Origin of the sequence: Frankia sp. AiPs1, from assembly GCF_023716945.1 — a bacterium.
Taxonomy (GTDB): domain Bacteria; phylum Actinomycetota; class Actinomycetes; order Frankiales; family Frankiaceae; genus Frankia.
Window position 1 is genome coordinate 1 of the sequence record NZ_JAMQQF010000166.1, and the last position, 11,491, is coordinate 11,491.

9 protein-coding genes are annotated in these 11,491 nt (G+C 70.2%); 4 read left to right on the forward strand and 5 right to left on the reverse strand.

From position 1 onward, the window contains the following. A partial coding sequence (locus ND748_RS15920; RefSeq protein WP_251746591.1) for a carboxylesterase/lipase family protein occupies positions 1 to 1,497 on the forward strand: 1,497 nt, incomplete at its 5' end. A gap of 163 nt (positions 1,498 to 1,660) precedes the next feature. Here ND748_RS15920 and ND748_RS15925 read toward each other — a convergent pair. Continuing rightward, entirely contained in the window at positions 1,661 to 3,169 is a 1,509-nt protein-coding gene (locus ND748_RS15925; protein ID WP_251746592.1) for an alpha/beta hydrolase domain-containing protein, read from the reverse strand. 789 nt (positions 3,170 to 3,958) lie between these two features. Between ND748_RS15925 and ND748_RS15930 the strand changes: the two genes are divergently transcribed. Next, entirely contained in the window at positions 3,959 to 5,614 is a 1,656-nt protein-coding gene (locus ND748_RS15930) for an HNH endonuclease signature motif containing protein (RefSeq protein WP_251746593.1), read from the forward strand. A 132-nt stretch (positions 5,615 to 5,746) separates the two neighbouring features. On the opposite strand, the gene ND748_RS15935 is transcribed toward ND748_RS15930, so the two are convergent. The 3 genes from ND748_RS15935 to ND748_RS15945 form a co-directional block, all read right to left on the reverse strand. Beyond that, a complete protein-coding gene (locus ND748_RS15935) occupies positions 5,747 to 6,613 on the reverse strand; it encodes a mycofactocin-coupled SDR family oxidoreductase (RefSeq protein WP_251746594.1) in 867 nt (288 codons plus the stop codon). A 118-nt stretch (positions 6,614 to 6,731) separates the two neighbouring features. Beyond that, positions 6,732 to 8,216 (reverse strand): aldehyde dehydrogenase family protein, encoded by a 1,485-nt coding sequence (locus ND748_RS15940; RefSeq protein WP_251746595.1) that lies wholly within the window; start codon positions 8,214 to 8,216, stop codon positions 6,732 to 6,734. Positions 8,217 to 8,430: 214 nt separating this feature from the next. Then, on the reverse strand, positions 8,431 to 9,045 hold the full coding sequence (locus tag ND748_RS15945) for a TetR/AcrR family transcriptional regulator (RefSeq protein WP_251746596.1): 615 nt from the start codon (positions 9,043 to 9,045) through the stop codon (positions 8,431 to 8,433). 589 nt (positions 9,046 to 9,634) lie between these two features. On the opposite strand from ND748_RS15945, the gene ND748_RS15950 reads away from it, so the two are divergent. Together ND748_RS15950 and ND748_RS15955 are read left to right on the forward strand one after the other, a co-directional pair. Next, positions 9,635 to 10,864 (forward strand): cytochrome P450, encoded by a 1,230-nt coding sequence (locus ND748_RS15950; protein ID WP_251746597.1) that lies wholly within the window; start codon positions 9,635 to 9,637, stop codon positions 10,862 to 10,864. Between the two features lie 43 nt (positions 10,865 to 10,907). After that, complete coding sequence (locus tag ND748_RS15955; protein ID WP_251746598.1) at positions 10,908 to 11,102, forward strand: ferredoxin; 195 nt, start codon at positions 10,908 to 10,910, stop codon at positions 11,100 to 11,102. Positions 11,103 to 11,241: 139 nt separating this feature from the next. Here the strand turns inward: ND748_RS15955 and ND748_RS15960 are convergent. Next, a partial coding sequence (locus ND748_RS15960) for a helix-turn-helix domain-containing protein (protein WP_251746599.1) occupies positions 11,242 to 11,491 on the reverse strand: 250 nt, incomplete at its 5' end.

Here is an 11,491-nt window from a genome sequence, read left to right on the forward strand (position 1 = left end):
GCCGGGCGGCTGCGCGGTCGGCGCGTGGACGCGGGTGTGCTGGCCTTTCTCGGCATCCCGTACGGTGCGCCGACCGGTGGCGAGCGCCGCTTGCGGCCGCCGGCGCCCGTGCAGCCGTGGACCGGCGTCCGCGACGCGCTGACCGTCGGCCCCTCCAGCCCCCAGCCCGCGGTGCCCGCCCAGGCGGCCGGGGCGCTGGCGGTCTTCGGCGGCATCCCCGAGCCCTCGATGTCCGAGGACTGCCTGGTGCTGAACGTGTGGACCCCGGCGGCCGACGGCGCCCGCCGGCCAGTGATCGTCTACTTCCACGGCGGGGGGCACGCAACCGGTTCGGCGTCCTGGCCCGTCTACGACGGCGCGGCCCTCGCCCGCCGGGACGCCGTCGTGGTCACGGTCAACCATCGGCTCGGCATCCTGGGCTACCTGTACCTGGCCGACCTGCTGGGCGAACAGTTCGCGGCGTCGGGTGCGGCCGGGGTGCTCGACCTGGTGCAGGCGTTGGAGTGGGTCCGGGACAACATCGCCGCCTTCGGTGGGGATCCCGGCAACGTCACGATCTCCGGCGAGTCCGGGGGCGGTTCCAAGGTCGCGACCCTGCTGGCGATGCCGTCCGCCCACGGCCTGTTCCACCGCGCCGTGATCATGAGCGGCTGGTTCGGCCTGCGGGGCACCGACCCCGCCCAGGCCCGGTCCGTCACCGCGCGGGTGCTCGACCTGCTGGGCCTGCGTCCCGACCAGGCCGCGCAGGTGCTGACGCTGCCGGCGCAGCGGCTGGTGGACGCCGCCGCCGCGATGGGCGGCATCGACAACGGCCTCTACCCCGTCTCCGACGGAAAGATCATCACTGCCCAGCCACTCACGGCGGTCCGGGCGGGACTGACTCCCGACGTGCCGCTACTCATCGGGACGACGCGCGACGAGTACAGCATGTTCCTGCCCCTGACCACGATGGGCCGGCCCGGGCCCCGGGCGCAGGCGGAGCTCGCTCACCTGGTCGACGCGTTCGGACCCGACGTCGTCGGGGTCGTCGAGGCGTACCAGGCCGCCCGGCCGGAGCTGAACCCGGAGCTGGTGCGGGTGGCGGTGGCGACGGACGGTCACGTGCGGCTGCCCGCCATCCGGCTGGCGCAGGCCCGCCTGGCCGCGGGTCAAGCGGCGGTGTACATGTACCGGTTCGACTGGGAGACCTCGCTCGACCCGTCACTGCGGGCGTCGCACGGCCTCGACGTCCCGTTCTTCTTCGACACGGTGGACACCGCCACGGCCGCCGCGTTCGGCGCGGGCGCCGGGGACGCCGACGGCCGCCGCGCGCTCGCGACGCGGATGGGCGACGCGTGGGTCGCCTTCGCCCGCGACGGCCGGCCCGCCGCCGGGCCGGATCTCCCCTGGCCGCCGTACTCCCTGCCCGCACGCGCCACCGTGCTGTTCGACGTCCCCACGCGCGTCGAGGACGACCCCGCCGGCACCGAGCGCGCCGCGTGGGACCGCCTCGGCTGAGAGCGAGACCCCATCCCGGATGGCCGAACCGCCCATCCCCGCTGGCGCCGGGGATGGGCGGTCGGCTGTCGGCGGTGCTCAGGTGCAGCGGCCGCCCGTCGGCGCGTTGGCCGAGGTCAGCGCGACGACGTCACCGGGAACACCTGGCACGGGGGCACATCTCTCATTCCGGCACGGTGGATGACGCCGCGGCCGCCACGAGTGGCTTGGCGTCGGCCGGCAGGATGAAGCCCGCGTTCACGGCGCTGGTCGTGGCCTTCGTCCAGGCGGCGACGAAGGCGTCATGGGACGGGTACAGGGCGTGCAGCTGCGCCGGGGTGAACGGGACCGTGGTGCCGAACAGGGCGCAGAACGGCGAGGAACCGGTGTCCTGACCGAGCCCGGACAGCTTCGCCACGGGGGCGTCGACCGCGGGGGTGCGGATGCCGCCCTTCACATTACCGTTGGCGTCGAGAACATAGGCGTTGTTCGCGATCTGCAGCCGCGGTGCCCTCGCCGGCGCCTGCCCGGTGGTCACCCACCGGTTGAGCTGCGAGAACGCGGTCTGCAGGACGTACTGCTGCTCACCGGCGTTGATCGGCTTGGCGCAGCTGAAGCCGGCACCCCCGGTCGGCGGGTTGCGCAGCGCGTTGAACGCGGCGACGCTGCCCTGCCCGTCACCGACGTCCGTGGCCCCGATACCGATGGTGTAGGCATCGGCGTGGGCGGTCCCCGCAACCTCCCACAGCCGGAACCGGTTGGTGTCGTCCTGGCGGGCGTCGACGTAGCCGAGCAGGCCGGTCGGCAGGTCCGTCTCCGTCTGGAAGGTCAGGACCGGCACGGCGAGATCGGGACGGATCCGGACGACGGCCGGCGCGGCGATGTCGGGACGCTCCGGGGCCTGGGACAGCGCGCTCGCGGTGCCGGCGCGGCTGTGCAGCAGGTACCCGTCATACACGTGGACGAGCGGGTCGACAGCGTTGACGTAGGTCGTCAACCGGAAGGCCGACTGCGACTCGCCGTCGCCGAGCACCTTCTTCGGCTTCAGCCCGCCGAGGACCGTCGCGGCCGACTTCCGCACCGCCTGACCGGTCTGGGAAAAGATGTCGTACGAGTAGCTGTCACCGGGGTGGGACAACGCCTGGTAGCGGTCGGGGTCGGCGTTCTTGGTGGCGTTGAGCCCGACCGCCTGCGCGGACACCCCGACCCAGGCGTAGCCGTCCCGGATGAGCTGGTTGTGGGCGGCGGTCCAGTCCGGGGCTCCGTCGTAGCCGGCGGAGACGTTGAGCCATTCCACGACGACGGTGCCGTTGAACTTCTTCGCGTCGACCGGGCGGTTGACCACGATCCGGGTCGTGTAGGGCGCCGTGGCGGCCGGGGTCACGGTCCACTTGCCGTCCGACCCCAGCGTGCCCGACGCCTGGTAGGCGGTCGCGGAGCCGGCGAGGAAGTATTCGGACTGCCGATACCCGACCTTGCCTAAGTCGAAGGCGGTGGCTCCCACCACGGGGACGCCCTTACCGCCGGTGACGGGCCCGGTCACGGTGGGGCTGGCTGCCGAGGGGGTGGCGGCCTGGGCGGCCGAGTCGGTCGCGAGCTGGGCCACCCCGGCGGCGGTCACGGTCAGCAGCGCGGCCACCGTTGTCGTCGCGATCCGTCGGCGGCGGGTCCGCCATCTGGCCATCACTGTCATGGTCACGTCCTTTACGGCGAGGGACGCCGCGACCCGATCTGCCTTACCGAGCCGCGACACATGTCAGCATCGATGGCTTTCGCGAGCGATCGCCTCGCGCGGCCCCGATCGTGCACACGACCGGGGCTGCCGCCGGAAAACCCCGAGAAGGTCCGGCATTTCGTCGGAACACCTTTCGGGGCTTTCCCGGAATCACTCATTCACGATGCTGTGAACCCGACATTACGGGACTTCGACCGTAGGCGGCACCCCACCATGGGGTAACACTCTTCTTGACAGTCACGTTCCTTTTGGGCGGAGTCGGATGGCGTGCTCTGTCGCCCACGCAACTCTGCTGGATATCCGCCGGATGTCGGATATCCGTAGGCAAATTACCGACGAACGCGCGGAACCCGCGCACCACGGACCGAGTGCGTCACCGCCGAGCGTGGCCCCCACCCCGGCCCGGCCCGCGATCCCCGACCACCACTCTCCATCCTGCCCCGCCCTGCCCGCCATCTCGCCGCACCGCCCGATCCCCACCGCCCGATCCCCACCGCCCTGCCCGCCATCTCGCCGCACCGTGCCCGACCTCGCGCCGCCCGTGCCCGACCTCGCGCCGCTCCCCTGCGCCCGACCTCTCACGCTGCCCCGCCCGACCTCTCGCCGCGGCCCTTCTCCTGCCGCCGACACTCCGCAGCCTTCGGGGATGTGGACAGGCCGGAGGCGCGGGGCGAGCCCCTTCTTCACATCGCCTACAGATCCGAACATACGTTCGACATCCGAGAGCGGCGGATCTACCGTTGGCTCATGACCACACCCGGCCCCAGCCCCGGCCGCGACCCCGCTCCCAGCCCGATCCCCGGCCCCAGGTCCGAGGCCGACGCCACCCCCGATCCAGGCGCCAACGCCAACTCCGCCGCTGCCGGTTCCGACACCGCCGGTTCCGACACCGTCCCGGCTCCCACCCTTGACTTCGGCACCGACCGGACGGGGTGTCCACGGCTGCTTACCGCGCTGTCCGAGCTCGACAAGCTGGTCGGGCTGGCCGTGGACATGCCTGGCTGGTCCCTGTCTGATCGCGCCCTGGACAGCGCAGTGCTGGACTGCTCGACGTTGCTGGCCCGGTTCGCCTCGCTGCGCCTGGGGTTGATCCGTGAGCTGCACGGCCGCGGTAGCGCCCAGCGCGAGGGCGCCACCAGCACCGCCGCGCTCCTGCGTGCCCGGCTACGGATCCGTCCGGGGGAGGCCCAGCGGCTGATCGGTCTCGCCCTGGCAGTCGACGACGATCTCACCGCCACCGGCGCCGCCCTGACCGCCGGCACCATCAGTATCGACCAGGCTTTCGCGATCCACGCAGCGCTACGCGCCCTCCCTCGAGGAGTAGACCTCACCAGACGACGTGAAGCCGAAGCACTTCTGCTCCAGTACGCGGACACCTTCGACCCTGCCGATCTCACCCTCCTCGGCCGCCACATCCGCGAGCGGCTCACCGACATCGACACCAGCCCCGGCGGCTCCGCCAGCGACAGCAGCGACAGCAGCGACAGCAGCGACAGCAGCGACAGAGATGGTCATAATCCCGACGGCGTCAACGCCGACGGGGGCGGCCCCGATGGTGGCAATCCCGACGGTGGCAGTGCCGACGGGGGCGGCCTCGACGGTGGCAATCCCGACGGTGGCAGCGGCGACGGTGCTGCTGAGGAAGGCGATCCGGCGTCGCGCCGCCGCCTGTCGATCACCGACTTGTCCGACGGGATGACCCGGATCAGCGGCGAACTCGATGCCGAGGGCGCCGCGCTCCTGCGCACCGCCCTCGACAGCCTTGCCGCCCCCAGCCCCGCCGTCGACGGCACGGCCGACCCCCGTAGCCCCGCCCGTCGGCGGGCCGACGCGCTTGTCGAGCTTCTGCACCGCGCCCTCGACGCCTCGTCGATACCCGTCTCGGGCGGTGTGCGCCCCCACCTGACCGTCACCGTTGCCTGGGCGACGCTGGTCGGCCGCGGCGGCCCGGCCGCGTCCACCAGCTGGGGCCAGCCGATCTCCCGCTCCGTGCTACGCCGCCTGGCCTGCGACGCCGAGGTCAGCCGCATCGTCCTCAACCCGGACAGCGTCCCCCTGGACGTCGGCCGCACGCAACGCACCGTTCCGGCCCACCTGCGCCGCGCTCTGGTCGCCCGCGACCGCTGCTGTGCGTTCCCGGGTTGTAGCAGGCCCTCCAGTTGGTGCCAGGCGCACCACATTCGGCATTGGACCGACGACGGCACCACCTGCTTGGACAATCTCGTGCTCGTCTGCGGCTGGCACCACCGCTTCCTCCACCACCAGGGCTGGACCGTCCGACTCGGCGCCGACCACCGGCCCGAGTTCCTCCCGCCTCTCTGGACCGACCCCACCCAGACACCGCGGCGGAATCCCTACACCCAGCCCCTCGAAACCCTTCTCAGCCCCACGTCAAACCATTGAACAAACCTGGAACGCCGAATGCCGGGAACATCGAAGGCCGGGACATCAGAGGCGGTGGCCGCATGGGAGGCGGTGCTCGGCGAGCGCTTCGACACGCCCCCGAGCACTGCCTTCCACCGGGTTCGGCGGAGATCAGCCCGCGGGGCCGTTCGGGAACTTGAGCAGGGAGCCGGCGTCGACCCGGATCTGCTGACCGGTGATGTACCGAGCCTCGTCGGAGGCGAGGAACAGCACCAGGTTGGAGATGTCGACCGGCTCGACGTAGGGGATCGGCATCGCCTGGAAGGTGATGAACGCGGGCTCGACGTCCTCTCGGGTCGGGTTTTCCAGGTCCGGCCGGAACTGCGAGTACAGCCCGTCGTTGTGGAGCAGGTGGGTGTTGACATTTGTCGGGTGGACGGCGTTGACCCGGATGAACTTCGACGCCAGGTGCAGCGCCATCTCCTCGACATAGCCGATGAGGATCTTCTTCGCCCAGCCGTAGCCGGCGCTGCCCGGGCCCATCGCGGGGTTGCCCGTGGTGTTGGGCATCATGGCCGCGGTCGAGCCGGTGACGATGATGGAGCTGTGGTCCGGCAGGTGCGGGACGCTGACCGCGACGGCGTTCATCACGCCGATGAGGTCAACGTCGACGGCGTCGATGAAGTCGGTGGCATGGGGGTCGCCCATCGCCATCGGCAGGATGCCGGCGTTCGCGACGACGATGTCTAAGCGGCCGAGCTCGGCGACGCCCTTGGTGACCGCCTCGCGAAGCTGGTCGCGCTCGCGGACGTCGGCCTTGGTGGCGATGATGCGCCGGCCGAGCTTCTCGACCAGGGTGACGGTCTCGGCAAGGTCCTCCGGGGTGGACAACGGGTAGGGGTTCGACTCGATCTGCTCGACGATGTCGATGGCGATGATGTCGGCGCCCTCCTGCGCCAGGCGAACCGCGTGGCTGCGGCCCTGCCCCCGCGCCGCACCCGTGATGAAGGCGACCTTACCCTCAAGGCGACCTGACATTGTCTGCTCCTCTGCTCGTGCGTGCGATCAGGTGGTGGACCGTCCGGATAGCGACGGTCCGAACAGCGCCGGTCCGGGTGTGGCGGCCCGAGACGTCAGCGGCCCGGGTGTGGGCAGCTCAGCCGGCGTAGCCGACGGACTTGCTCTCCAGGTGCTGCTCGAAGCCCTCGATGCCGCCCTGGCGGCCGTTGCCCGACAGCTTGTAGCCGCCGTAGGGGCCGTTCGAGCCGTAGAAGTTGCCCCCGTTGACGTTGATGCTCCCCGTGCGGATCCGGCGGGCGACGGCCAGGCCGCGGTCGAGCGAGGCGGAGAACACTCCGCCGGACAGGCCGTACGGGCTGTCGTTGGCGATCCGCACGGCGTCCGCCTCGTCGTCGAACGGGATCACGGCCGCCACCGGGCCGAAGATCTCCTCGCGGGCCACCCGCATGCCGTTGTCCACGTCCGCGAGCAGCGTCGGCTCGACGTAGTAGCCGGCCGGCAGGTGCGCCGGGCGGCCACCGCCGGCGACGACTCGGGCACCCTCGGCCTTACCGATGTCGATGTAGTCCAGCACCCGGTCGCGCTGGCGGGCGTTGATCTGCGGACCGGAGAGGTTCGCCGGGTCGTTCGGGTCGCCGTAGGGAAGGTGGCGGAACACCTCGGTGAGGATCTCGAGGCCCTGGTCGTAGACCGAGCGGGGCAGCAGGATCCGCGTCGTCATCGCGCAGCCCTGCCCGGCGTGCAGGCAGGCCCCGAGGCCGGCCCCGGGGAGCACCGAGGCGAGGTCGGCGTCGTCGAGCACGATCATCGCGGACTTGCCGCCGAGCTCCAGCAGGGTCCGCTTCATGGTCCCGGCGGACAGTTCGACGATGCGCCGGCCGATCCCGGTCGACCCGGTGAACGACACCATGTCCACCCGGGGATCGGTCACGAGCAGCTCGGCCACCGCGTTGTCGGAGGTCGGGACCACGTTCACGACGCCCGCCGGGATGTCCGTCCGCTCGGCGATGATGCGACCGATCCGGGTGGCGTTCCACGGCGTGTCCGGCGCGGGCTTGAGCACCACGGTGTTTCCGGTGGCCAGGATCGGACCCAGCTTGTTGATCGTCACCTCGAACGGGTAGTTCCACGGCACGATCGCCGCGACCACCCCCACCGGCTCCTTCCAGACCGCGCGGTGGCTGGGCCCGAACAGGCTCGTGTCGGGCAGCGGGCGCTCCCACGGGAACTCGTCGATCAGCTCCAGCGGCCCGCGCAGGCCGTCGGCCAGCGGCCAGTCGAGCTGCGCGAAGTGCGTCACCGCGATCGGCGAGCCCGCCTCGGCGACGAGCTCCGCGCGCAGCGCCTCCTTCTCGTCCTCCAACGCGGCCTGCAACTGGGCCAGGCTCCGCTTGCGCAGCTCCCGGTCCGTCGACCACGACGACTCGTCGAACGCGCGGCGCGCCGCCGCGATGGCGCGGTCCATGTCCGCCGCCGTGGCGTCCGCCGTCTGGCCGAGGACCTCCTCGGTCGCCGGGTTGATGTTGTCGTAGCGGCCGCCCGCCGCCGACTCGCCGAGTTTCCCGTCGATCAGTAGCCGCGGTTCGCCCTGCACGGACACCGCCTCAGACGCCGTCGTCATCGCGATCAGACTCCCTCGCCATCGAAGACCCGCCTGACGGGGCGGGTGCGTCGAGGAAAGCTACAGCGCATCTGACACCGTGTCTACGTGCAGGCCCGGGCGCAGACGCGGGGACGATCGGCCTCTCTATCGGGAAAGCTCGTCGCGCGCGGTTACGACCGATCGGGCCCGGAGAAGATTTCCAGCACCCTGAACGCAAAACCCCCGGGACAAATCAGGCGACGGTTTCTGGCCCGGGATCGCCGACCTTCGCGGGATCGCCAACCTTCGCGGGCGCGGCGACCGAAGCCCACAGGGTCACGACTGCGTCGGTGATCTCGTCGACATTGGGGGTCGGGATTAGGTAAAGCGAGCTCGTGGCTCGTAGCAGAAGCTCCGCGAGGACTTCTCGCCTCACCTTGCCCTCCTGGACGACGGCAAGATCGTCGAGTACGGGCTCGAGGAGTTCCGTCACCTGGGCCACGAAGGTCGGGAAAATATCACGGATGAACTGCAGGGCGAAGGCAGGCTCCGCTTCGATGACTCTGGAGACCTCGGGATGGTCGTCCCCGTAGTGCATGATCGCGTCGGCGGTCGCGCGGAGACGCTCGGCGGTGACCGACTGCTCGGCGACCGCCTCGTCGAGCGCGGCACTGACGCCCCGCCGGACGTGTTCGCTGATGGCGGTGAGCAGCTCGGCTTTGGTCTTGAAGTACCGGTAGAGCGTGCCGCGAGAGACCTCCGCCGCCGCGGAGACGTCCCGCAGCGACATCTTGGCCGGTCCGTGAGCCGCGATGCACCCCAGTGCCGCATCGAGGATCTTCGCCGGTGTCTCGAACCTGTTCCCCACTGCGCGAGTCTCCAGTCTGACGGCGGGACGATCCACTCCCGGCCCCGTCCGCACGAGCGCGCCCCCTTTTCGATGGTAGGAGGACTGTCGCGATCAGGATGCGCGAGCCGTGATCGTCCGGGAGCCGCTCCCGGTAGCAGGGGCTTCGGATGTCACTACAGGCGACAGGACGGCTACCATACATCCTCATCGAATGATCAAATAGAACCTTATTGACTTAATCAGCTCAATAAGTTTAGCCTTCGAGCGTGTCGCAGCCCACAGTCGCCCGTCGCCGGTCCCAGCAACCGCCGTATCGGCGGGCCCACGCTCAGGTGCGAGCACGGCACACCGGCCAGCGGCCGGCGTCTGCCAGTCCGGGAGAAAGGCTGGCGACCCGGGCGCGGTGACGCGGCCTGGCGCGCCGAAGGACATCCGTCCCACGATCGTCCGCCCTGACCGCGGTCCTGCGACGGGGTGAAGGAATGGGTCAACCGACCAGCCGTGGCTACCGATCGACGGCCCGCAGAGGTAGTGCCGGAGATGCGGTCGAACCTGACGGACGATCATCCGGACGATCGTCATCATCGAGCAAATGGGAGGCCGGCCCGTGACGACCGTCGACGAGGCAGGATTCAGCGACACCGACCTGGACCACCACGGCCCGAAGTTCCGGGAACACAACTCCGAAATCATGGCGGATCTGCAGAGCCGTTGCCCGGTGGCCAAGTCCTCGGCCTGGGGCGGCTACTGGCTCTTCACCTCCTATGAGACCGTGTTCGACGCCTGCCGGGACCCGGATCTTTTCAGCAACCACACGAGCAAGGCTATTCCGGCGCTGCCGGTCGAGGTTTCCTTCATCCCGATCGACATCGACCCGCCGATGCTGCAGAAATACCGGAAATTACTGCTGCCCTACCTGTCTCCCAAGGAGGCCGAGCAGCGGGAGTCGGCCCTGCGCCGCACGGCGACCGAGCTGATCGACGCCTTCGTCGAGAGCGGCGAGGCCGACCTCGCCGAGCAGCTGTTCACCCCGCTGCCGGCCCGGTGGACTCTGCAGCTCCTCGACTTCGACGAAAGCCGCTGGCCGGACTGGATCGACTGGCTGCACTCCCTCATCCACGACCGTGCCTACGCCCCGGAGCGGTCCGCCCAGTCCGCGGCCAACATCTACGGAACCATCGCCCAGGAGATCGCCCAACGACGGCTCCAGCGCGGCAGGGGCGTACTCAGCGATCTCATGGAGGCGGAGATCGACGGGGAGAAACTCTCCGACGAAGAGCTTTCTGGCATCGTCGTCCTGCTCCTGCTCGGTGGCATGGACACCACGGCGGGCCTCACCGGCAATGCCCTCCTTCGCATCGACGCCGATCCAGCGCTGCGCCGCCGGCTCATCGAGGACCCGGACGTCATGGCGAGCGCGACGGAGGAGTTCCTGCGCCACGACACCCCGGTGCAGGGGCTCACCCGAATCGTCACCCGGGACGCGGAGTTCCACGGCCGCCAGCTCAAGAAGGGCGACCGGGTCATGCTGATGTTCGCGGCGGCCAACCGCGATCCCAGCGCCTTCGAACACCCGCAGGAAATCAATCTTGATCGCGGCACGAACCGGCACATGGCCTTCGCACTCGGCGTCCATCGCTGCCTGGGCTCGAACTTCGCGCGGGCCATGTTCCGCGTGATGATCACCGAGCTGCTGCGTCGGCTACCGGACGTGCATGTCGCGGCACCGATCGAGCGCCTCGCGGACGCGGGCGACGTATATGCCGTCAAGCACCTTCCGGTTCGCTTCACCCCCGGGCCGCGCGAAGACGTGGGCACGCCCGTCCACGGTGACTGAGCTCCGCGGCCGCGCGGTGATCAAAGAGCTGAGAGGAGCTCCGATGAAGGTGTCGGTCAGCAACGAGTTCTGCCAGGGCCACGCGCAATGTCACGCGAAGGCCCCGGAGGTCTACGAGCTCGACGACGAGGGTTTCATCGGCGCGGTGGCACGGCTGGACGTGCCACCGGGCCTGGAGGAGGCCGCTCGACTCGGTGCCGCGGCCTGCCCGGAGCGGGTGCTCGCGCCGGTCGATTAGGGGTGTCTGCGCAAGCGCGAACATGCCGAAACGAAGACATGCCGAAACGCGGACATGCCGAAACGCGAACGTGCCGAAACGCGAACGTGCCGAAACGGAGAACGCCACAAGGGACGGTGCTCGAACGACGGACCTGGGCTTACCCACGGCCGGTGCTCAGGTCGTCGAGGTCCGAGCAGAGCCGCCGGATGATCAGCGCGGCGGTCAGCCGGGTCCGGCCCTGCGGCGTGTCGATGGGGAAGCCCAGGACGCGCTCGGCCTTGACCAGACGCGCGATCAGCGTGCTGTGGTGCACGTAGAGCACCGCCGCCGCCTGCCGCAGCGACGCGGTGGCGCCCACGGCGACCAGCATGGTCAACGTCTGCAGGCCCTGCGGCTCGGCGCCGAGC

Bases quoted from the DNA above. Each gene is read 5' to 3' on its own strand.
- ND748_RS15935 (WP_251746594.1), bottom strand. From the start codon at position 6,613: ATGTCAGGTCGCCTTGAGGGTAAGGTCGCCTTCATCACGGGTGCGGCG.
- ND748_RS15925 (WP_251746592.1), bottom strand. From the start codon at position 3,169: ATGACAGTGATGGCCAGATGGCGGACCCGCCGCCGACGGATCGCGACG.
- ND748_RS15955 (WP_251746598.1), top strand. From the start codon at position 10,908: ATGAAGGTGTCGGTCAGCAACGAGTTCTGCCAGGGCCACGCGCAATGT.
- ND748_RS15940 (WP_251746595.1), bottom strand. From the start codon at position 8,216: ATGACGACGGCGTCTGAGGCGGTGTCCGTGCAGGGCGAACCGCGGCTA.
- ND748_RS15930 (WP_251746593.1), top strand. From the start codon at position 3,959: ATGACCACACCCGGCCCCAGCCCCGGCCGCGACCCCGCTCCCAGCCCG.